Origin of the sequence: Chitinophaga agrisoli, assembly GCF_008386695.1 — a bacterium.
Lineage (GTDB): Bacteria > Bacteroidota > Bacteroidia > Chitinophagales > Chitinophagaceae > Chitinophaga > Chitinophaga agrisoli.
In genome coordinates, this window is record NZ_VUOC01000003.1 from 92,368 (window position 1) to 116,155 (window position 23,788).

Genomic DNA, 23,788 nt, shown 5'->3' on the forward strand with positions numbered 1-23,788 from the left:
ACATGGAACATATGTACCCGAAAATAATGCTGGTGGATGACGATGCCGAAGACCGCCAGATCATAAAAGATACTTTCGACGATCTGGATTACGGAGCCGTTATACATTTCGAGGAGAACGGCGAAGAGGCCATCAAATACCTGCAGCAATGCACGCCGCCCGGCGCTATCCCGTCCCTGATCATCCTGGATCTGAACATGCCAAAGATGAACGGCACCCAAACCCTGCGTTTCCTGAAAGCAGAACCGGCGTTTGCGGCCATTCCCGTTATCATTTTCTCCACCTCGCTTAATCCTATTGAGCGGGATGAGTGCCTGACCCTGGGCGCGCACTCCTATGTAATAAAACCTATATCGTATACGCAAACCGTAGAGGTAGTACGGCATTTCTATAACCTGTGTAACCAACTAAGCCAGGTGGAGTAGCACAATGCATCCCGTTAGGTCAATTCCCGGAACGAGCGCTCAAATTCCTGTCCATAACTTTCCTTGTATTCTTTTGCAAACCGCAGGTAGGCGTCTTTTGCCATGCCATGCCGGCCCAGTAGTACCAGGCATTTGCTTTTATAGGCTAGCGCCTCCTCATTGAGGTTGTCAAAAAAGAAGATACAGTTGGTGAGCTTTACAATAAATTCCGCCTCCGCCGCCATATCCGCCCCGGCAATATATTGCAGCAGGCTGTCGATCACCTGGCTGGAAATACCCGCCTTTACATCGTCCAGCCATTCATAATGTACATTCCGTAAAAACGCGCCCCTTTGTATAATATGCAGCAGTGCCTGCACATAGATATGATCAATAGCCGGTTTACCAGCCGCCAGGTTAATGTATTGCTGGTAATCGATCCGGATACTATCGTTCAGGATCTCCAGCTTCCATTTACCGGACTCTTTCCCAATATGGCAATCGCCTATCTTTTCCAGGATGGCTTTTAGCTTAACGATGTTTACGGAATAGTTATTCTTGGCGTCTTTCAGGGGCTTATCGCTCCAAAGTATCTCGTACAGCCGTTCAGAGGAAATGCCTTTCCCATCTTTCAGGGAGTAGATAAGGATCAGCAGGAACAGCTCTTTTAACAGGGGCGTAAACAGCTTGGTGATATCCTGGCCTTGTTTGTCAAATACCTCAAATTGCCCAAACAGGAAAATGGCGGATGTGTCGTTCTCCTCCGGCGGTGATACTGGTTCTGTAGCCGGTACCACGGGATGGGGCACATCAACGGGTTTATGATGGGTATCCCTTACGGGGGGGGTAGTTACAGCAGGCGTAACGGGCCTTTTTTTACGGTCCCGGCGCCGGTAGTAGAAAAAGTACAGGCCCGCTGCCATCAGGGCCAGGGCGCCGGCTGCATAGGGCCAGTAGCCGGCTTGTTTCTCCGGTGCTGCAGGGCTGTCAGGCATGGCATTGGGCGGAAAGTCCAGCGTATATACTTTCACATCCGTAGCGCCATTCTGGGTATTGTACAGCGTAATGGCCGCCAGTTTTTTACTGGCTGCACAGTAATAAAGGTCCGCAAAGGACTTGATATCATGGAACGCATACGGGATCGCATCCCCCGTGCGCTGGTAGGAGGGGGATTGCAGGGAGCCGCGTATCAGTTGGAGGTTGGAGTTGAATTTATCCGTTGGGTAGATCAGTGCATAAAAATCGCGGGTGGCCGGGTCTATTACCAGGCTGTTGGCAAAACAGAACTGGCTGGCCGGCTCCGGCAGCTGGTACATACGGGTAAAACGCTGTGTTTTTATGCTGTAGGCCAGCAGATCATAGGTATGTTTGGGGTTAATGGACTGGTTGCCGGTATTACTGCCATAGCCGCCTATGATATAAGCCGTGTCCCGGGTGGCATTGCTGCCCAGCGCCGCCTGGTACCGCGGCATAAAAGCATCCCCCTGGGCGGGCACGGTCTCCCACTGCCCGCGGCTGAAAGAATACCGTTGCACCAGGTTTTTGTATTGCAGCTGTCCGTAACCGCCTAAGACATACAGGGCGCTATCCGTGGGCGACAGGAACTTATTGGCCTGCCAGTACTCCGTAAGGCCTTGGCCGCTAAAGCCGGCGTCCCATTTATGGCTCACCGTATCATAACGGCGCACCTTGTGCTCATCAATATAAAAATTATACAGCCGGCCCGTTACCGTATCATATACGCTCTGGTTACCCGCCGGCAGCGGGCCGGCGTCTACGGCCGTAGCGGTCAGCTGGTAATTCTTGAAAGAGAACCGGTACAGGCTGTCCCGGGCTACTATATACAACAGTTCACGTTTGCCGTCAAACGCTACGCTGGGCGTGCCGGTAACAGAGAAGGTCCGTACGCTTTCCCAGTGCTGGTGCCGTGGCTTCAGCCATACCGGGTTCTTTACCTGGGCATTATGGTGGCCGGCGGCATCCTTACAGGTAAGGCCGCTGCTTTCTGATAAAGGATAATAATATTTCAGCTGACCTTTTTCCGTGATCCGGATATCCTTAATGCTCATAGGAGGGATATCCAGCGTCTGGAACTTCTCAAAACGGTTGGTGCCAAAATAGATATGGCAACAGGTGCTGCCACTAAATGCCAGCGCGCCCTGGCATATAAGCCGGTCATTCACATAAAAAAGGGCGGCCTGTTTCTTTTCATCAAAACGGATGCGGAAATGGTTCCATTTCCGGAACAGTTGCACAGAGTCTAATTGCACCGTACCGGAAAAGGATTCCCCTATCACGAATGTGAAATTCTGCAGCCGCTGGTTATACACCAGGTCTATATTCTGATGCTGGTCCGTGATCAGCCGTATAATATAACCAAAGTAAGTCTCCAGGTTAGGCGTGAATACCAGGTCAAAAGAAATGTCCGTACCATCATGCAGGCAAATAGGTGCAGTTGGAGTCAGGTCGAGGGATGTTCTTTTTTCAGGTACCACTTCATGGCTGGAGAACCGTAAACCATAAGACTGGCCAAATACTACGTTACAGAAAAAAAAGACCCCCAGTAAGCAATAAATATGTTTCCCCATAACAACCTGGAATCTGAACACAAAATACTTAATTTTCTACTTAGCCCCCCGTAATCCCCGCGCTTAAATTTAAAGGATAAACGTTAGATCTCCAGTTTTTTTAAAATTATTAGCAACTGATAATCAGTTATTTTATCCACTAAGCAAAAATTAATTTCCCCGTTAGTGCATTTATTAGGGCATCTGTTAGTGTAACTGTAGTTTCTTGCAGTACATTTCAGCAAATGAAATGATTCCATCGAGTATGAAAAGACTGGTATTCCTGTTACTGGCATTAATGGGCGGCCACATAGCCTGCGCCCAATTGGCAGCTCCCGTAAAAGAGGCGGCCTCCAACCTTAATGATATTGATCCTACGATCGGCAACGTAGGCCAGCTGCTGGAGCCTACCCGCCCTACGGTACAGCTGCCTAACCAGCTGATACGGATGGCGCCCCAGCGCAAAGACTACCTGGATGATCAGATCTCAGACTTTCCCTTAACCATCGTTTCACACCGTTTGGGCCAGGTTTTTTCCCTGAAACCCACAGTAAAACCCGTTACGCCGGAAAGCTGGCGCGCACGTATGACCTATGACCAGGAGATCACCCGGCCATGGTACTACAGCGCCTACCTGGTGGATGAGGAGATAAATGTGGAGTTTGCGCCCGGTAAAAGAACGGGCATTTACCGCTTCCAGTTCCCGGATGCGCCCAAAAAGACCATTTTATTAGGTAACTATAACGGTGGCCCGGCAGACTGGCATTTCCTGTCCGGCACGGAGCTAACCGGTATGGAAACCTGGCACGACGATATAAAAGTATACATGTACGGCGTTTTTAGCAGCGCCGGCGTACCAGCCGCCTGGCAGCAGGATGGGCAGGAAATGTCCATCCCCCATGCTTCCGGTAAACGTATAAAGGCCGCTATTACTTTCCCTGCCGCCGTAAAAGAGGTGGAGCTGCGTTATGCTATCAGCTTTGTAAGCGCCGCCCAGGCCCGTAAGAATTTTGAGGAGATCAGTAAACAAAGCTTCCAGTCAGTAGCGGATAATGGCATGAATGCCTGGGATAAGGTCATTTCCCAGATCCAGGTAGCAGGCGGTACGCCCGCACAACGGCGCTCCTTCTATACCGCCCTGTACCGTTGTTACGAAAGGATGGTGGATATTACAGAAGATGGACAGTATTACAGCGGTTATAACAAACAGGTCAATAAGGATACCCGCCCTTTTTATGTGGATGACTGGTCCTGGGATACTTACCTGGCCCTGCACCCCCTGCGTATGATCCTGAACCCTGCGGTGGAAGAAGATATGCTGCAATCCTACGTACGCATGTACGAGCAAAGCGGCTGGATGCCTACCTTCCCCGTGCTGTTTGGCGACCATGCCTGTATGAACGGCTTCCATTCCTCCATCGTTTTCCTGGATGCCTACCGCAAAGGCCTGCGCAATTTTGACGTGCAGAAAGCCTATGAGGGCATGCGCAAGAACGCTACCAGCGCCACCATGCTGCCCTGGGAAAACGGGGAGAAAACTAAACTGGACGATTATTACCATACCAATGGATACTTCCCGGCCCTGCCGCCGGATGCGCAGGAAACAGAGCCCCGCGTACATAAATTCGAGAAAAGGCAGGCCGTGGCCATTACCCTGGGCAATGCCTATGACGACTGGGCGCTGGGCCAGCTGGCCAAAGACCTGGGTAAACAGGAGGATTACACGCAATTCTCTAAAAGAGGCATGAACTACCAGCACCTCTGGAATAAGGAAAAGCAATTCTTTTTGCCAAAGGATGATAAAGGCAACTGGATCAGCATTGATCCCAAATTCGACGGCGGTATGGGTGGCAGGGACTATTATGATGAAAACAACGGCTGGACCTATATGTGGCAGGTGCAGCAGGACATACCGGGCCTGATAACCCTCATGGGCGGCAAAAAGCCTTTTGAGGCCCGCCTGGACCAGCTGTTCCGCGAAGGGCTGGACCGCTCCAAATACGCCTTCTGGAGCAAGTTCCCGGATGCCACCGGCCTGGTAGGCCAATATTCCATGGGTAATGAGCCCAGTTTCCACATCCCTTATCTCTACAATTTTACAGATGCGCCCTGGAAAACGCAGAAACATATCCGCATGTTGTTGGATGTATGGTTTAAGGATAACATCTTCGGCATCCCCGGGGATGAGGACGGCGGCGGTATGACGGCTTTTGTGGTCTTTTCTTCCATGGGCTTTTATCCAATAACGCCCGGCCTGCCCATCTATACCATTGGCAGCCCTGTGTTCAGCAAAGTGACGATAGACCTGCCTAATGGCAAACAATTCACCTTAATAGCAAAAGACTGTTCTACAACCAATAAATATATTCAGCGCGCTAAATTGAACGGAAAGGAATTAAACACGCCCTTTTTCACGCATGAACAATTGAATAACGGGGGAAAACTTGAACTGGAAATGGGCCCTAAGCCCAATAAATCCTGGGGCGTACCTATAGCTGGGAACTAATACATATTCACGCTAGCACAATTCATCACACGTAACAAAGACTGTAGTTAAAGCTGCAGCCAATAGCTAATTCCTGACAGCTATCGGCTAACGGCTTCTTATTTCAATTCCTAACCAAAATCAATTCTACTCGTTTATGAAACGGATCTATTACCTATTACTGGTGGTAGCACTTTTCCCATGCCTGTCAGTGGCTCAGCAAAGGGCCATTAGCGGAAAGGTCACCGATGCCAGGGACGGATCTGCCCTGGCTGGCGTCAGCGTATTTGTACAGGACGCTGCCGGCAAGCGGGCCGGCGTTACCACCAATGCACAGGGGCTCTACAGCTTCAATATCCCCGCTTCCGCTACAGAAATTGTTTTTTCCTTTATCGGCATGAAGGAGGTCATAGAACATATCAATGGCAGAAGCGCCATTAATGTGCAGCTATCGCCCAACGAAGCCCAGCTGGGCGATGTGGTGGTAGTAGGGTACGGCGTAAAACGGAAAGAGACCCTTACCGGCGCGGTAAGCAATATCACCGCCAAGGAGATCCAGACCTCCACCAACATCAGCCTGGCCCAGAAGCTACAAGGTAAAGTGGCCGGCCTGCAGATCCGCCAGCTGGGCGGCGAGCCGGGTACTTTTGATAACATGATCAACATCCGCGGCTTTGGTACGCCCCTGTTTGTAATAGACGGTATTGCCCGTGACGGCGGCTCTGAGTTTCAGCGCCTGAACCCGGAGGATATTGAAAGCGTATCCTTCCTTAAAGACGCCTCTGCCGCTATCTATGGTCTGCGTGCGGCCAACGGGGTAATTATCGTTACCACCAAAAAAGGCGCAAAAGGGAAAACCTCCTTTAACTACAACGGCGTAGTGGGTTATATGAAACCTACGGATGTGCCGCGCATGGCCAATGCGGCGGAATGGATCCAGATGCGTAACGATGCCGCCATATTGGGTACCGGTTCCCCCTTTCTCACCAAAGACGAGCTGCAGAAATACCTGGATGGCGCCCCTGGTTACGGCAGCACGGACTGGTACAACGAGACCATGAAAAAGTCTGCCATGCAGCAACAGCACAACCTGTCTGCCTCCGGCGGTACGGATAAAACCCAGTACTTCGTAAGCTTTGGGTATGCCACAGAAGAAGGGCTGCTAAAGACCAACGATATGAACTTTTACAAATACACCCTGCGCTCCAACCTCACCACGGAGCTAAGCCGCAACCTGCGGGCAGAGGTGTTCCTGGCAGGCCGCTATGATAAAAGGTCCGTGCCGGGAGAGAACTTTTTTAACATCTTTAAAGGTACCCGCGTAACACTGCCAACGGAAAAGCCTTATGCCAACAACGATCCGGAGCATCCGGCCGTGGTGGCGCCTGGTAACCAGAACCCGGTTACCCTTTCCAACCGGGATATTACCGGGTATAACGAAAGCGTGAACAGGAATGTACAATCCTCCGTAGCATTGATCTATACGGCGCCGTTTGTAGAAGGACTTTCCTTAAAGGCCCTGGGTTCTTATGATATGAACAGTTATGAAGCCAAGGATGTATCCAAAACCTATAAGCTGTACACGTACGTAAATGATAAATTCGAAGTATCGCCCCAGCGGGTGGGCACCTCCGGCATTTCCAATAACTATGGCAATAATAACCGGGTTACCATACAGGCGCAGGCCAGCTATAGCCGTCAGTTTGCGGGTCAGCATAATGTAAGCGCCCTGGTGGTATACGAGCGGCAGCAATATTGGAACCGGGATGCTTATCTGCGCCGGCTCTACGATTTTTATACCAATGATCAGATCAACTCCGCCGGCGTAAAGAACCAGGTGAACTCCGGTATAGAAACACAAACGGCTAACCTCTCTTATGTAGGCCGCCTTAACTACGATTTCCGCAGCAAATACCTGGTGGAGTTTGCTTTCCGCCAGGATGGTTCCTACCGGTACCACCCGGATCGCCGCTGGGGATTTTTCCCGGTAGTATCTGCCGGCTGGCGTATCTCTGAAGAGCGTTTCCTCAAAAACAATGTCCGGCTCATCTCCAACCTGAAACTGCGCGCCTCTTACGGCCTGGTAGGGGAAGATGCGGGTAATCCTTTCCAGTATATAGCCGGTTATTACGCCACCACGGGCGGCGGTAGTTATGAGTTTGCAGATGGTACCATTACCAATGGCGCTTCTTCACCACTCATTGCCAATGAGAAATTGACCTGGTTCAAATCCAAAGTAACGGATCTGGGCATTGACATAGGCCTCTGGAATAACAAGTTCAACCTGGAGTTTGATGTATATCGCCGCGACCGGGATGGGCTGCTGGCGGTACGTAATGTATCCCTGCCCAACACCTTTGGCGCTACACTGCCCCAGGAAAACCTGAACAGCGACCGGGTACAGGGTTTTGACTTCACCATTTCCTATAACAACCGGTTCAATGATTTCCAGTTTGGCGTATCCGCCAACTTTAACTATTCCCGTATCATGAACCGGTATGTGGAAAGAGGACCGTTCCTGAATAGCTACGATCGCTGGCGTAATGGTACCGCCAACCGCTATAATGATGTGGTATGGGCCTATACCTACCTGGGCCAGTTCCAGAACCCGGAGGAAATAGCCAACTACCCCCTGCAGAATGGCGACCAGGCCAATATCCGCGAGCTGCCCGGCGACTTTAAATACGCAGACATCAACAACGACGGCATGGTAGACGATAAGGATATGCTGCCCCTGTTCACCGGCGCCAATGGCACGAATGATAACATCAATCCTTCCGGCAAGAATCCTAAAATGTACTACGGCCTTACCCTGACAGCCGGCTGGAAAGGTTTTGACCTGAACATGCTGCTCCAGGGCTCCGCTATGTACACGGTGCGTTTTAGCGAGGTATATGCGGAGGTGATGGCTTTCCGCGGCAATACCCCCGCCTATTTCTACGACCGCTGGCATAAGGCAGACCCTTATGATCCCAATAGCGCCTGGATACCGGGTAAATGGCCCGCCTCCCGCTTTAATAACGATGTAGGTAAGATGTACGCAGAAAGTTCCGTATGGCGTAAAGACGCCTCTTATGTAAGGCTCAAAAGCGTGGAGCTGGGTTACACCTTTAACACAAAGCTGTACAGCGCCGTAGGCATTAAACGCCTGCGGGTATTTGTGAACGCGTTTAACCTGTTCACCATTGCAGATCCGTTTGTAAAAGCATTTGACCCGGAAAGGCTGGAAGGTTTGTTTAACGCAGGGTTCAATTACCCGCTCATGAAGAACTACAACTTTGGCGTGAACCTTAATTTCTAAAAAGACACTGTATGAAACACTATAAAAAAAGCCTGGTATTGTTGCTGACAGGCAGCCTGCTGTTCAGCTGCAACAAGATCCTGGATCTGCAACCCAATGATAAGATAAGAGGGGAGGACCTGTTTGCAGACCCGGAAGGCACCAAATTATATATGGCCAACCTGTATTACCAGTTGCCCGTAGAAGATTTTGCCTATTTCAGGAACGGTTTTAACATAAACGGGGGCGATCCCAATAATGGCGGTTTTAGCCCGGCTATGTCCACAGACGAGGCCACCCACTCAGAGTTTGGCGATTTTATAGGCGATGGCGATTTTCAATGGTGGGAACCAGGCTATAAGCTGGTACGCGATGTAAACCAGCTGATAGACGTGATCCCTAAACTGGATGTAACAGAAGAGGAACGGAAAGCCCTGGTAGGCGAAAGCGCCTTTATCAAAGCCTACACCTATTTTGGCCTGGCCAAACGTTACGGCGGTGTATCCCTGATCAAAGCTACCCAGGTGTTTAACGGTGATCCGGAGGCGCTTAAAGTGCCCCGCAGCACCGAGCAGGAAACCTGGGACTATGTGCTGGCCCTCTGCGATACCGCTATTAACAACCTGGCGCCCGGCACCGGCAGGCGGGCCACCAAATGGGCGGCTTATGCCCTTAAATCCCGCGCTGCGCTGCATGCGGCCTCCCTCGCTAAATTTGGCAGCCGTGCGCCCATGTCCGGTACGGCCGTCACCCAAAAGCTGGTAGGGCTGGAAGCCTCGCTGGCAGAGGGGTACTATAAGGCGTGTATTGAGGCCAGCCAGGCTATCATGTCATCCAACACCTATTCGCTGTATAAACCCACCCCGGCTACGCCGGAAGAAGCGGCGGAGAATTACCGCCTCCTGTTCCAGAACCCCAACAATGCGCCGGAAGAGGCCATTTTTATCAAGGGTTTTGTACTGCCGGGCAACAACCAGGGCCATAATTACGATATCTGGTACCAGCCAGCCCAGGTGGCCAATGGCTGGCCGCACCCCGGCCGCATGAACCCCACCCTCGACCTGGTGGACCTGTATGAGCGTTATGACCATCCCGGCGAAAGCGCGCCCATTGCCACCACCACAGAAGGAGTAGTGGATGATTATACCGGCTACAGCCCCACGAAGAACTATCTGCGTTTTGACTCGCCAAACGATATCTTCAAAGGCAAGGACGCGCGCCTGTGGGCCACCGCCATACTGCCTGGCACCACCTGGAAAAATACGCCCATCATCATACAGGCAGGTTATGTAAAACCGGATGGCCAGGCCGCTATCCGCGTAAAGGACGAGATCACCATCAACGGCGCTACCTATTATAGCTATGGCGCCGCCGCTACCAGTCTATATTCCGGGTTTGATACCTATGGCGGTAGCAATACCCGCACCGGCTTTTCATTCAAGAAGTTTATGAACCAGTTATCCCCTGTTGTACCCGGCTGGAACCAGAGCACCACGGACTTTATGGACTTCCGCTATGCGGAGATCCTGCTCAACTATGCAGAAGCCGTGGCAGAAAGCGGCGAAGGCGATGCCGCGCTGGCTGCCAAAGCCCTGAACGACATCCGCCGCCGCGCCGGGTTTACCACCACTATTCCCTTAACGGCCGCCAATGTGCAGCGGGAGCGCCGCGTGGAGCTGGCTTTTGAGAACAAACGTTTCTGGGACCTGATCCGCAGACGGGAGTTCCATACCGCCTTCAACAACCGCTACATGCACTCCCTTATGCCCCTGCAGGACCTGCGCGCCCTGCCGGCCATCCAATACATTTTTGTACGGGTGAATGTGCCTAACACCAATCCAAAGACCTTTGAAACAAAGGCCTATTATCGCTCTATCCCGGGTATAGGCGCTAATGGCCTGGTGCAGAACCCGCAGTATTGATTTTAAAACGTATTGACCATGAAAAAGCTAACATACATGGCGCTTATTGCCGCCTCCTTTATCTTCGCATCCTGCAAAAAAGATAACTATGATGCGCCCACCGCGGGCCTGTCCGGCAGCTTCCTGGACGCTGAAACCGGTGGGTTGGTGGAGCAGGATATCATCCGCGGCACCACCATAGAGATCATTGAGCACGGTTACACGGCTCCGCAATATCTCATCGTAAAGAACAACGGCACCTATGATAACAGCCTGCTTTTTGCCAACACCTATACCATAACGCCGGTAAGAGGCAATTTTGCAGCCGTAGCCGCCCAGGAGGTAAGCATTAACGGGCAAACAAAGCTCGATTTCCGGGTAACGCCTTATATCCGCGTAAAGGATGTAAACATCGTAAAGAATGGCACTAAGATCACCGCCACCTTTAAGCTACAGCAAACCGTCACCAATAATGTAAAGAAAATAGGGCTCTATGCACACCCGGATGCCCGTGTAGGGGAACCTATGCGCCTGGTGGCGGCAGAGCAGGAGCTCAATGCCGTAACAGACCCTAATCATGTATACACGCTGGAAATAGACCTGGCAGCCAATACCGGCACATTAAAACCCGGTAGCCAATACTATTTCCGGGTAGGCGCATTGATAGATGCGGGAGAGGCTAAGCTGAATTACGTGCCGGCGGTAAAGCTGGGGGTGTAACCGTGCGAAACAGGTAGATAAAGTACTGATGTAGTATAGATATAGTATAGATAAAGTACTCCTATGTAGGAGTACTTTATCTATACTATATCCCCTTAACGCAGCTACCTGCGTTCAAAAACGGACGATCCCTGTAACGAAACTGAACACATTATAAAATACACGTATTTTTAAGGTTGGTATTCCCAGTTATATAAATTGCAGGCACCGGTTTTGAAAACCACTGACAATACTTAAACTAGCCTGCCATGTTTAAAAATTTCCTCCGCATTACCTTGCGCCACTTGTGGAAGAACAAGAGCTATAGTTTTCTGAACATCTTTGGCCTGGCCATCGGCATCACCTGTGCCGGGTTCATTTTCCTTTGGATAGAGGGGGAGATGAGTGTTGACCAAAGCTATCCCCAGAAGGATCAGCTGTACCGGATCATGACCAACCAAACCTATGACGGCAAGACCCGTGCTTTTAATTCTACTCCGGGCAAGCTGGCCCAGGCTATAAAAGAAGAGATACCTGGCATTACAGCGTCCTGCCGTATGAGTGGTCACAAGGCCCTTTTTAGCCAGGGAGACAAATCGATCTTTGAATGGGGCGGTTATACAGACACCTCCTTCTTTCGCATGTTTGATATACAGTTTACAGAGGGGAATGTCAACGATGCTTTCCGGCAGGTAAATTCCGTGGTGTTAACGGAAGAGATGGCACAGCGCTTTTTTGGAACGGCCAGCAATGTAAGGGGCAAAATACTGAAGGTGGATAATAAAACATCCCTGCTGGTAACCGGCGTGATAAAAGACGTACCGAAAAATGCCACCCTGCAGTTTAGCTGGCTTTCGCCGTTTGAGATCTTTATGCAAACGCATGATTGGTGGCAATACTGGGGCTCTTACAGCGTGTCTACCTATGTTACGCTGCAACCCTCCGCAGATACGGCAAGGATCAACCGGCAGCTCTATGGTTTTATAGAAAAAAGGCAGGAAGGCGCTACGGCCCGGCCATTTTTATTCAGCATGAACGACTGGCATTTACGCGGCGAGTTTGAAGATGGTAAACAGGTGGGTGGGCGTATTGTATACGTACGCATGTTTGGAGTCATTGCCTGGATCATTTTGTTGATTGCCTGTATAAATTTTATGAACCTGGCTACTGCCCGCAGTGAGAAACGGGCCAGGGAAGTGGGTGTGCGTAAAGTGATGGGCGTAGCCCGCGAAATGCTTACCCTCCAGTTCATAGGGGAAGCCATTACCATGGCCGTGCTGGCGGTGGTCCTTGGCCTGCTTATTATGTGGACATTGTTGCCGCTGTTTAATACTTTGGTGGAAAGCCCATTGTCACTGGGTCTCAACCAGCCCCGCCACATCCTGTATCTCGTGGGCATTGCCCTGTTATGCGGCCTGGTGGCAGGCAGCTACCCGTCTTTATACCTGTCATCCTTTAACCCGGTGGCCGTATTAAAAGGCTTTAAGGCAAAACAGGGCAGCGCCGCCTGGATCCGCAAAGGCCTGGTGGTTTTCCAGTTTACCACCTCTATTGTGCTGATCGTGAGCACCATCATCATCTACCAGCAGATCCAGCATATGCGCCAGCGCGATCTGGGATACGATCAAAGCCATCTTATACAAACGGATATGCCGCCGGAGGTAGCGCCGCATTTTGCCGGCATTAAACAAGACCTGCTCAATACCGGCGTTGTGGAAGAGGCGGGGCTGGGTAGCGGCGCCATGCTGTACATCAGCAATAACTCCTCCAACTATTCCTGGCAGGGTAAAGATGAAAACCAGGATATACTTATCTCCCGCAGGGAAGTATCACCTGGCTTCATGGCTACCTGGGGTCTGCACCTCTCTGCCGGGCGGGATTTTTATACCAACTCCGTGGCAGACAGCAATAATGTGATCATCACAGAGGCAATGGCAAAGCTGATGGGTAATGGCAACCCTATTGGCAAAACCATCCGGAACGGGGATGATACCTATTATGTAACCGGCGTGGTAAAGGATTATGTGTACGGGGATATGTATGGCAAACGCAGCGATCCGGTGATCTTTTATTGCCGGCCCGCAGACGCCGACCAGCTCTTTATCCGCATTAAGCCGCAGGTACGGCCGGAAGTGGCCATGGAAAAGATCACCGCCGTTATGAAGGCGGATAACCCGGCTTACCCCTTTGTAAGCAGCTTTGTGGATGAGCAGGTAAATGCGTTCTATACCAGTGAAATACTGATCGGTAAACTGTCACGGGTATTTGCCGTGCTGGCCATTATCATTTCCTGCCTGGGCCTGTTTGGATTGGCCGCCTATACGGCAGAACGAAGGGTGAAGGAGATAGGCATCCGCAAGGTGCTGGGCGCCAGTGCCGCCGGTATAACCGGTCTGCTGTCAAAAGATTTCCTGCAGCTGGTGGGCGTAGCTGCCCTTATTGCTTTTCCGCTGGCCTGGTGGGGCATGCATAGCTGGCTACAGCAATATGCCTACCGGATCAATATCAGCGGCTGGGTATTTGTGGCCACGGCCTTCCTTTGTCTGTTTATTACGCTGCTTACGGTCAGCTTTCAGGCAATTAAGGCGGCCATGGCCAATCCTATAAAGAGTTTGAGAACAGAATAAACTTATTGCTGGGGGGCGGTTTTAAAGGATACTTTTTCTACTACTACCCCCAGCTTTTTTAAGGCGGAATGATCGGTCTTTACCTTTTTGTCGCCGGTTACCTGGTCGTACAGTTTGGGATCGCCGGTGTTTACCGCTTTAAATTGCAGGGTAACGCCCTTGCCATCCATCTGGCCGCCTTCCCAACTGTCTACCAGCCCGCCGTTAGCCCACTCAAAAGCATTGATGCGGAAATTGCGGCCGTTGATCTTTACAATCTTCTCCAGCGGGTCGCCTACTTTAATGCCAAAAGGAGATTTCCATTTGGCGTTTTCCCCTACAAACGATACGGTCTTGCTTTTATCGTTGTTAAAGATCACTTCCATCTGGTTATCAGTATCAGGGAACACGTACCAGGCCGGGCCAAGATCGTTGCCCTCAAAATCCTGCGCGTTATGGGTAGTTACATGGTCTTTACCGTATTTCTCCACCAGTTGATCTGGGGTGGCTAAAGGGAAGATATTGCGCACATCCCAGTCATACGGATCTTCTACCGGCGCTGCGGGGGCAGGCGTGGCAGCAGCGGTTGTTGGCGTGCTGGCAGCGGGTGTGGTAGCCGTGGCGGTATTTCCGGTCGTAGCGGGTGTGCTGGCGGTGGCGGCAGGCGCTGTAGCAGTTGCCGGCGCTGGTGTGGGGGCCGGGTTAGCCGGTACGGTGGCCATTTGTCCGCTCTTGATCAGGGTAGCCTTTTCTTCCTGCAGTTCTTTGGCTTCTCCCTTGAACTTATTTACCGTGTAGGTAGCTATCGGGAAAACGTTGTTGCTTTGCAGGTTCATGCTGCGCAGGTTGGCAATCAACGTTTGACGGTTGCAATCACTGTATTGGTACAGGTATTTGAGTGCGGCGTCCAGTGCGGCAGGGTCTTTTTTCAGCTCCACCATCGTCTTGTCTATCTCCAGGCCGCCGGCGCCGCTGCGCGACATCTGATCTGTTACAAACACCATTATCGGATCATTCTTCTGGTTGAACCGCTCCGCGGCCCTGGTGGAAAAATCGTCTGCAATGGCGTCGGCCAGCTTGGTCTGGGCACTTACTATCAACGGGAAAAAAAGCGCGGCCAATACTAAAATCCTTTTCATGTGAGATGGATTGAATCGTTAGTTGTCTGTTGTTTGTCCTCAGTTAACGGCCATTACTGACAGCATATGGGCATTTACCCGGCCTGATCAGCAACAGCCCGCTGCTGTCTAATTTCTATAAACGTTTCCGTGCTTACTAAATTATGTAATATTTCCCGATGTAGATCATTCCTCAGAAATTGGCTCCAGCATCAGCACCACCCCTTTTTCCCCGTCTTCCGTCCAGCTTCTCAGGAAAGTGGCCTTATCTACCCGCATCAGCCCGCGCTCCGGATCGGCGATCTGGATCTTGCTGCCCGGTTTGTCGGGGGAGTAATCCTGGGGCGGGATCACTACAAAATGGTTCTTATTCCAAAGCACAATACAGGGCAGGGGCGTTTCATTGTCCAGCTCCTCAAAGGTCACAGAGGCGGCCAGGGTATTAAATCCTATCTTTTCCGCCGCTTCCCGCAGGTGCAGTACCGAGGTGCCATAATCCGTGAGCCGGGTAAGCTCCTTTAGCGCTTTGGGCGTATAGCGCTTGCCGTAATGTTTGGCTACCATCCGCAGGCAGGTAGGCCCGCAATCCATTGGTTCCGACTGTTTATAGATAGTAAAGGCCATAGTTTACTTTGGTACTTGCTGTAATTGTTTCTTCCGGATGGCCAGCTGCGAGTCATAATGCCGGCTCAGGAAATGATAGATCACCAGCTCATGTTTACGGTGGTTGGAGAGCAGCAGCCGGTTCAGGAACATATGGATATAGCTGGTCAGCTGGTCATGCACAGCAAGGCCGCTTTGCGCTACCCGCTCACTGATCCTCATGGAGCGCAGGGTAAAGATGGCGATGGCTTCTTCCAGCCCGTTCTCCGCATCCTGCTCCGGGTCCAGTATGCTGCCCAGGCGCCGCATATGGCCCCGGTGTTTATCATTCAGCTTGGTTTGCAGCGCTTTGTTGCCGCCAAACTCCCGGAAAAAGGCCTGCTGCATATTTTTCAACATCGCCGCTTTACCAGCCAGATCATACCCCAGATCCTGCAGCAGCATATCAATGCCCCGCGCGCCCAGCAACCAGCGGTAAGTTTCGCCTTCTTCCCCTTCCAGCAGGTCTATACAATCCAGCACCGCCTGACTGTCGTAGTGGAAAATATCCTCGCTCAGCTCCATAGTGGCAGCGCCATAACGTTCTATCTCCCGCTCATAGGTATCTGTTTGCAGCTTATAGGCCAGCCCGCTGTCAAGGAAGGGCTGCAGGGCGTTATAGAGCTTTTCCAGTACCGTTTTCCAGAAATCTGTATGGGTGGCATGGTGGAACCGCAGGCGGATATGATGGCCCGGGTCCGTATAACGCAAAAAGAACCATTTGTCAATCACACCTTCTTCGGTAAGCTCCGCGATCAGCGGCCGCAGGGCAGTTTTCAGGATCTTTTCCGCGCTGCTGGTGCCGCAGTATATTTTTACGTACAGCCACTCGCTGCCGGTAACAAAACGGCGGGCGGGTAACGGCTTTTCCTTGTCCTGTGCTATGGGAACGGAGGGCCTGTCTTTATCAGCCGTACGGTGCAGCGGCAGGATCACTTCATTGGTATAACTCCCCTGGTCGCCGGTTACCCAGCAGTTATCCGCGCCCAGGAATTCATGCAGCATGACTGCTTCTTTTTTGATGAGGGTCTGGGCCAGGATATGCAGGCAGGCTATATTCTCCATATCAATGAACAGCTCATTATCACCTTCCGCGATCACCAGGTAACGGGGCAGCTGCCGTTGCGCGCGGATGCCGGTAAATAAAGCCATGTAATCCGGCAGGGCGCCGCCTTTTTTATCGGGCGTTTCCAGGCCCGGACAATCATTTTTATGCAGTACCCAGGAGCATTTGCTCAGAACGATCCGCCCGTAACGCACGCGGGGTAAAAACGGCTCTTTGGATAAATGGTCCCAGCTCCAGTACATACCCGTATGTAACTGATGATACTGCAGATCGCACAGGAATTTATACGCCGGTAATCCACCCCGGTAATTATGCGCTGTGCTTAGGCGGGGTATCACCCGCTTATTAAAACGCCGGGAGCGCAGTATAACGGTGTTATTTTGCACGCTCACCATCAGGTCTGTTAAAGGTAACTGATGGCTGGCAGGCACACTGCCATTACCCAGGTACACAATTTCGTAGTCGCGTAGCTGTGGCCGCAGCAGTATATTGCCTACGCGGGCCTCCGGCAGGTGTATGATCTCCGCGTAGAGGTAATCCGGGTGCTGTTGCGCTTCTTCATCTAAACAGGCCCTTACCTTCTCTGTCAGGCCGGCATCGCCATGGCAGAACCTGCCCAGCAGGTTGGCGGCGGAAGGGCCGTTACAGGTGCTCAGGTCAAACAGGAAATCGCCGGCGTCTACATCCGCCGCGCTTTTGCCCAGCAGGCTGCCCATCAGGTACATACTGTCCGGCAGGTCTGGCGTATCTGTTTCTTTGAGCTCTTCCAGGTCCTTATCCGTTAATACGATCTCTGTTTTATTATGCTGCAGGCATTCCCGCAGTTGTTTCAACCGGAAATCATGCAGTTTGCTCCAGGAAATGGTATTGTTGCTGCTTTCCGGTGCTATGTAGATATCGTCTACCAGGGGCGTATGGTCTGCCTGCCCGCCGCTATGGCCGGCATAGCCAATACCGGCTTCGGCGTCCAGGACAATGGTAAGGGGTACTTCCTGTTCCTCGTAGCGCTCCCGGAAAGCCTGGCAGAATTGCTGGATGTCCGGATTATTCATCCGTTTGGACAGTTTCCATAAAGGCGTAAGCTCCGCCTGCAATGTATCTACCAATGTATGGCTAAGGGTGTTCTGTGTGGTGGCCAGGAACAGGTCCGCTTGCACCAGGTCCTTACTGTTGGTATCCGGCAGTAATTCCTTTACCAGCGCATGGGTTTGCAGGTATTTTTCCGTAGTGGCGGTTGGGTCCTGCAACAGGGTCCGGATCCGTTGCAGACTGGTTGTCAGCGCTGCTGTATGCTGCAGCCCTTGCAGCCGGTTTATAAGCCGGTCAAAGAACTCATCTCCCGTAACGGTAGGTTCCAGCTCGCTTACCAGTAGCTGGCTATCGCTTAATTCCTGTATAAATTCACGGGCTTCCTCCATTGATATATCATCATCCGTGATACAATCACATAACTGCTGCAGGGTAGCGCCAGGTGTGGCGGTATGGATGATCTTTTGGAGGTACTCCGTACAGTCTACGGAGGTAAGATCATAATACCGGAATTTATTCTGAATAGAATAGGCGGCGTAGCGATAGCTATCGCCTATACGGTATAGTGAATTATTGGGATAATAGACCAGCTGTTCCTGTATGGCCGGTATGCGGGTGATCATAGCGGCCAGCTCCGCTACATAGTTCATATCCAGCCGGCAATGTTTTTTATGCTGTTCCATGGGCCCAAGCGTTACCTGGGTTGTTGGTCCTAACTGTCCGGTGGCGCAGCCTGCAAACAGCCCGTACGGGGTGCAGCGGGTGCACATCCGCAGCAGGTAACGGTACAGGGAAGCGGTGAGTTTGTTCACTTCCTTTTCTGCCTTTAACTCGCCATCCTGCCATTTGCGCAGCTCCTGGAATAATTCCGGGGAGGCAATATAAATGGCTTCCAGCAGGTAAGGGTCCTTAAATAACGTTTGCAACCGCTCCCTTAACTGCGGCCAGGAAATACCATTGAATTGCTGGAGGAACTGCAGGGGTAACAGGGGTGTTCTGATCAGGTAAAAATCTTTAGCAGCTATCATGAGGCGTACAAAATTGGAAAGATAAAATACGAAAATTACCGCATTTACGGAAAGACGGATATCCCCTTAAACAGGGATATTTTTTGTGCAGATTCTTACTTACTTTTAATGATCCTGTAATGCCATTAAGGAACCATGAGAAAAACGCGCCCTCAATAAGTTAACACGCAACAAAACGTACCTGTAGATACTTTTTATTTCTTAAATCTAAACTGTAAGCCATCATGAAAAAAAGAATGGAAAAAAAACTGACCCTGGGCAAGCTTAAGATCGCCAAATTAAGCCATGAATCCCAGGCAGCATTGCAAGGCGGCGCAGCCAGACCTACTTATACTGGTTGCAGCTTTTACAAATGTCCTCCGCCCCCGGCCGGACAACAGTAAACGGTTCTCTATGTATTGAATAGAAAGTCCGCCCAGCCAGTGGTGGGCTTTCACTTTTAAGTATCACTTCATTTAAACCCTGCATTCCATGAAAAAAGCAAACGCTAAGAAACTCACGCTAGGAAAGATCAGGATCGCCAGCCTAAGCAATACGATACAGGCAGATATTAAAGGTGGCGCACAACGGAGCGCTGCCTGCATCTCCAGACCCATTACCTGCCTTAGCCAGGGTAATACCCTGTGCAGCGAAGATGTATGCAGGTATTAACCCGGTTTATTTTTCACCTCAAAACTGTATCCACATGAAAAAGCGAGCAGAGAAAAAGCTGAGCCTGGGCAAGATCAGAGTGGCCAGCTTAAGCAGATCAAAACAGGAAATGCTGCACGGCGGCATGGCGCTCACCGCAGGTACCTGCAGCGTGCTTTGCACCCGCCGTATATGCACTGACAACATCAGCCAGGGTGCTGAAGTATGCAGTGAAGACTCCTGCCGTTTCTAATTAAACTTAAAAAGGTCCGTAGCGCAAACCCGGCAGCAGGCGGCCGTTTAACAGGTACGATTGGCGCCGGCAGCAGGCAACCGCTGCGGACCGTTTAAATATATATATGGATCATAAGAAAAAGATCAATAAGGTTTTACAGGAGATCAGCCCTATATTGGATAAATTCATCGAACAGGAAAGCATGCCCGGCTTACTGGGTGGGTACAGTGGTTGCGCATTATTCTACGCATATTATTACCACCTTACCGGTAAAAAGAAACACCTGGAGCAGGTACATAAGATCTTGCTGAAAAGCGTACAGGCGCTGTCAGAACAAGAGCTGCTGTTATCCCACTGCTCCGGCGTATCCGGCATTGCCTGGGGCATACACCACCTGATACAGGGTGGTTTTGCAGAAGCAGAAGATATGGAAGAGGTGTTTGGAGAAGTGGACGACATACTGGGTAAGTTTATGACAGAAGAGCTGCGTACGGATAAATATGATTTCCTGCACCAGGGATTGGGCCCCGCCCTCTATTTCCTGGACAGACTACCCCAACCCTCCGCCGCTGCCTATCTGACCAACCTGGTACAGGAGCTGGAACGCTCCGCCGTTATAGACGCGGATGGCGTGCGCTGGAAAGACCATTTTTCAAAGACCGCCACAGAAATGGACCAGGACTGCTTTAACCTGGGCCTGGCGCATGGAATGCCCGCCATCGTCACTATCCTGGGCATGATCAAGGAAAAAGGCATTGCCATGGAGGCTACCTCCCGCCTGCTGGACGGCAGCATGCAGTTCCTGTTAACCATGCGCAATGACCCCGGCGAGGGGCATATTTCCCTCTATCCTTCTGCGGTAGGCAACCACAACACCACCGTAAGCAGCCGGCATAGCCGCCTGGGCTGGTGTTATGGCGATCTGGGTATTGCCGCTACCCTCTGGGGCACGGGTATACGCACCGGTAACCCTGCGTGGCAACAGGCCGGGTACGATATCTTTGATTACTCGCTGCAACACCGTGATAATAAGAACGGCAGCGTATACGACGCCTGCCTGTGCCATGGGGCCGCGGGTATTTCGCATATGTACCGCCGTGCCTACCGTGACAGTAAGGATGCCCGCTTACTGGAAGGCGCCAACCACTGGCTGCAACAAACCCTGGAAATGAAAACCTGGGAAGATGGTTATGCAGGCTTCAAATTCTATACGCATCCCAACTTTGAGAACAGCCATAACCTGCTGGAAGGTATTACCGGTATTGGCCTGGCCCTGATCGCAGCCCTGGACGAGGACACCCCGCCCGCCTGGGACCGCTGTTTACTGCTATCCTGATGCACTGATATCTTTTCTGTAATACGATGCCGGAAATTGACTATATTACTATAGTAATCTAAACCTGTATTCTTGCATTTAACCCGGTAAATAGTGCCAGTTAGCTTTACCTAAATTGGAAAGACCATGATCCGCGTGTATTTCGTAGATGACCACCCATTAGTATTGGAGGGATTGCACTCCCTGCTACGTTATGAAACAGACCTCGAACTGGTAGGACATACCCGCAACGGGCACGCCTGCCTCCATTTCCTTTCTGACCATCCCGCAGATGTTGTGCTGATGGATAGCGCGCTGCCAGACATTAGCGGTACAGACCTCTGCGCCGCCATCAAGGCAAAATACCCCGGCGTATGCGTGCTGGGCCTCAGCGCCTGTAAAGAGCGTAAATCCGTGACCGGTATGCTGGAAAGCGGCGCCAGCGGCTATGTGCTCAAGAACGCTGAGAAAGAAGAACTGGTGCACGCTATTCATATGGTGCATGCCGGCAAGACCTATCTCTCCTTTGATGCCGCACAGGCAGTGAAGCCAGATTATGGTAATAGCAATGGCAGGCGGCATACCCGCCTTACCAAAAGGGAAAAAGAGATCTTGTTATTGATAGCAGATGGATATACGAATCCGGAGATAGCGGAGAAGCTGTTTATCAGTGCTACTACCGTGGATAGTCACCGGAAGAATTTACTGGCGAAATTGAAGGCCAGGAATTCTGCAATGCTGGTGAAATGTGCGATAGATCAGCATTTGCTGGCCTAAGCCACCCCCATCATCTGCCGCTTTTCCGCATCCCAAATCTTTAACCGGAAACAGGCCCGTACATCCCTGAACCGCAGCGACGTAGTCTTAGGATGCTGCAGTTCCGGAATATCCCGCATCACTTCCGGAAGCCGGTAAAAAGGGATCCGCGCATTCAGGTGATGGATATGATGGTAGCCAATATTCCCCGTAAACCACGCCATTACGGGGTGCATTTGTATATAGCTGGATGACAGCAATGCCGCCTCATGATAACACCAGTCTTCATTGGCATTAAAGCTAACGCCGGGAAAATTATGCTGTGCATAAAACAGGTAAGACCCCATGCCGCAGGCAATAAAGAAAGGAATAAATATAAAGAACAGCCAACCCTGCCAGCCCGCCAGTAACACCGTTACCACCGCCATGGCTATATGCAGCAGGATAGCCACCAGGGAATCCATATGCCTGCGCGGGCAGGACAGGAACGAACCGCAGCACATGCCTACCAGGAATATAGAGATATAGCCAAAACTAATGGTTAACGGATGCCGTGTAGCCAGGTAAGCCCGTTGCTGGGCCGCAGGTAACGACATGAATTTTTTACGGGTGTAGATAGGATAGGAGCCGATGGCGGCACTGAATAATTTTGAATTGTTCTGGTGATGATAATCATGCGAGCGCTTCCAGATGCTGGTAGGCGCCAGCACGTAAATGCCAAACAACGTCATGATGGCATTAGCGGCAACGGAGCGGTGCAGGATAGTGTGGTGCTGGTGATCATGGTAGATCACAAACATCCGCACGATCAGTAACCCGGATAGTATGCTGCAGGCCAGTTTTAACAACAGGTAAGGCGCCAGCAGGGTGCCGGATAATGATAATAACAACAGCAACAAAGTGGATAAAGTGAATATCCAGCTTTTAGACCTTATCTCATGGGCATAGGGCTTGGTGGCCAGGATCAGTTCTTTACCTTCTAACATCATGGTATTAATACGGTGCTTTGAGTACGTGTATGTTTCCAGCGGCGGTGGGACCATAACCACGTGGCCGGCTGTGAAATGATATCTGCTTCCAGTTTTTGTGTGTGCAATCCGGTGATCTCTCCATCGCCGGTAGCGGCGGGCGTGGGTACCAGGAGGTCTGCCAGTACAGTATAGTAACCTCGTTTGGTGCGTTGTACAGAAACATATACCACCGGGTAGTTCAGTTTCTGGGCTATTTTCTCCGTGCCTTTGAATACAGGCGTATCCTGCTGCAGGAAATTCATCCAGTGGGCATTTTGCGGCGGCGGCGTTTGGTCGGCTATAAAAGCGGTGGCATTTATCTCTTTACGGTTGGCTACCATATCGCGGAAGGTATCCTGCATGGCAATCAATTTGGTGCCAAAACGGGTACGCATCCGGTAGATCAGCCCATTAAAATGCGGGTTGGCCAGGGGGTGATAGATCACATACAGTTGCTGCGGACAAAGGATGCTGAAGGTATTGCCCGCCCATTCCCAGTTGCCTTTATGCCCCATTACCAGCACCACGCTTTTTTCTTCCGCCGCCAGCTGTTGGAACAGCGCCACCGTATCCGGGTGAAAACTGCAGTGTTTTACCATAGAGCTCCGGCTGATAGTAAGCGTTTTAAATGTTTCGAGGAACAGGTCGCAGAGGTAATGATAAAATTCCCTGGCTGTTTTCCGGATCTCCGCTTCGCTTTTTTCAGGAAAGGAACGCCGCAGGTTTTCCAATACTACCTTTTTCCGGTAACCGATGATCCGGTACAACAGCAGGTATACACCGTCTGATAACAGGTACAGGACAGGGAAGGGTAGTAACGATACCAGGTAAATCCAGGGTAGCGCCAGGTAGTATAGGAACAGGGACACGGTGTAATGTCAATTGTTAAGCGGTAAATCTATATATTAATTATTAATATTCATAATATTAACGGGTAAATGTTAATATATTTTACCATGTATTTGTGCTGCGCTGCAATTCCGCGAATTGTGGTAAATTTAGATAGACCAGTAGCCA

Annotated in this window: 17 protein-coding genes; 11 read left to right on the forward strand and 6 right to left on the reverse strand. The window is 51.1% G+C overall.

Annotated features, from left to right (window positions below):
• The first annotated feature begins 2 nt into the window (after positions 1-2).
• A complete protein-coding gene (locus tag F0L74_RS15680) occupies positions 3-425 on the forward strand; it encodes a response regulator (protein WP_149838858.1) in 423 nt (140 codons plus the stop codon).
• Positions 426-439: 14 nt separating this feature from the next.
• Here F0L74_RS15680 and F0L74_RS15685 read toward each other — a convergent pair whose 3' ends face one another.
• On the reverse strand, positions 440-2,992 hold the full coding sequence (locus F0L74_RS15685) for a galactose oxidase (protein ID WP_149838859.1): 2,553 nt from the start codon (positions 2,990-2,992) through the stop codon (positions 440-442).
• 244 nt (positions 2,993-3,236) lie between these two features.
• Between F0L74_RS15685 and F0L74_RS15690 the strand changes: the two genes are divergently transcribed.
• From F0L74_RS15690 to F0L74_RS15710, 5 genes are all read left to right on the forward strand, one after another.
• On the forward strand, positions 3,237-5,477 hold the full coding sequence (locus F0L74_RS15690) for a GH92 family glycosyl hydrolase (RefSeq protein WP_149838860.1): 2,241 nt from the start codon (positions 3,237-3,239) through the stop codon (positions 5,475-5,477).
• A gap of 136 nt (positions 5,478-5,613) precedes the next feature.
• Positions 5,614-8,757 (forward strand): SusC/RagA family TonB-linked outer membrane protein, encoded by a 3,144-nt coding sequence (locus tag F0L74_RS15695; RefSeq protein ID WP_149838861.1) that lies wholly within the window; start codon positions 5,614-5,616, stop codon positions 8,755-8,757.
• 11 nt (positions 8,758-8,768) lie between these two features.
• Positions 8,769-10,658, forward strand: a complete 1,890-nt coding sequence (locus F0L74_RS15700) for a RagB/SusD family nutrient uptake outer membrane protein (RefSeq protein ID WP_149838862.1) — start codon at positions 8,769-8,771, stop codon at positions 10,656-10,658.
• A gap of 18 nt (positions 10,659-10,676) precedes the next feature.
• Positions 10,677-11,357 (forward strand): DUF3823 domain-containing protein, encoded by a 681-nt coding sequence (locus F0L74_RS15705; protein WP_149838863.1) that lies wholly within the window; start codon positions 10,677-10,679, stop codon positions 11,355-11,357.
• 248 nt (positions 11,358-11,605) lie between these two features.
• Positions 11,606-13,963: an ABC transporter permease gene (locus F0L74_RS15710; protein WP_149838864.1), complete on the forward strand. Its 2,358-nt coding sequence runs from the start codon at positions 11,606-11,608 to the stop codon at positions 13,961-13,963.
• 2 nt (positions 13,964-13,965) lie between these two features.
• On the opposite strand, the gene F0L74_RS33295 is transcribed toward F0L74_RS15710, so the two are convergent.
• From F0L74_RS33295 to F0L74_RS15735, 3 genes are all read right to left on the reverse strand, one after another.
• Positions 13,966-15,081: a hypothetical protein gene (locus tag F0L74_RS33295; protein ID WP_188316031.1), complete on the reverse strand. Its 1,116-nt coding sequence runs from the start codon at positions 15,079-15,081 to the stop codon at positions 13,966-13,968.
• Positions 15,082-15,246: 165 nt separating this feature from the next.
• Positions 15,247-15,684: a cysteine peptidase family C39 domain-containing protein gene (locus tag F0L74_RS15730; protein WP_149838868.1), complete on the reverse strand. Its 438-nt coding sequence runs from the start codon at positions 15,682-15,684 to the stop codon at positions 15,247-15,249.
• 3 nt (positions 15,685-15,687) lie between these two features.
• Complete coding sequence (locus F0L74_RS15735; protein WP_149838869.1) at positions 15,688-18,825, reverse strand: lantibiotic dehydratase; 3,138 nt, start codon at positions 18,823-18,825, stop codon at positions 15,688-15,690.
• 224 nt (positions 18,826-19,049) lie between these two features.
• Here F0L74_RS15735 and F0L74_RS33300 point away from each other — a divergent pair, with 224 nt between their 5' ends.
• From F0L74_RS33300 to F0L74_RS15755, 5 genes are all read left to right on the forward strand, one after another.
• Complete coding sequence (locus tag F0L74_RS33300) at positions 19,050-19,208, forward strand: class I lanthipeptide (RefSeq protein ID WP_188316032.1); 159 nt, start codon at positions 19,050-19,052, stop codon at positions 19,206-19,208.
• Between the two features lie 88 nt (positions 19,209-19,296).
• Entirely contained in the window at positions 19,297-19,476 is a 180-nt protein-coding gene (locus F0L74_RS15740; protein WP_149838870.1) for a class I lanthipeptide, read from the forward strand.
• A gap of 34 nt (positions 19,477-19,510) precedes the next feature.
• Positions 19,511-19,708 (forward strand): class I lanthipeptide, encoded by a 198-nt coding sequence (locus tag F0L74_RS15745; RefSeq protein ID WP_149838871.1) that lies wholly within the window; start codon positions 19,511-19,513, stop codon positions 19,706-19,708.
• Between the two features lie 106 nt (positions 19,709-19,814).
• A complete protein-coding gene (locus F0L74_RS15750; RefSeq protein ID WP_149838872.1) occupies positions 19,815-21,026 on the forward strand; it encodes a lanthionine synthetase C family protein in 1,212 nt (403 codons plus the stop codon).
• A gap of 126 nt (positions 21,027-21,152) precedes the next feature.
• Positions 21,153-21,782 carry a response regulator gene (locus F0L74_RS15755; protein WP_149838873.1) on the forward strand — a complete coding sequence of 210 codons (630 nt, stop codon included), beginning with the start codon at positions 21,153-21,155 and terminating at the stop codon, positions 21,780-21,782.
• On the opposite strand, the gene F0L74_RS15760 is transcribed toward F0L74_RS15755, so the two are convergent.
• Positions 21,779-22,750, reverse strand: a complete 972-nt coding sequence (locus F0L74_RS15760; protein WP_246197731.1) for a fatty acid desaturase family protein — start codon at positions 22,748-22,750, stop codon at positions 21,779-21,781. The genes F0L74_RS15755 and F0L74_RS15760 overlap by 4 nt on opposite strands.
• Positions 22,747-23,640 carry a lysophospholipid acyltransferase family protein gene (locus tag F0L74_RS15765; protein ID WP_246197732.1) on the reverse strand — a complete coding sequence of 298 codons (894 nt, stop codon included), beginning with the start codon at positions 23,638-23,640 and terminating at the stop codon, positions 22,747-22,749. The genes F0L74_RS15760 and F0L74_RS15765 overlap by 4 nt, the downstream gene beginning before the upstream one ends.
• Positions 23,641-23,788: the final 148 nt, after the last annotated feature.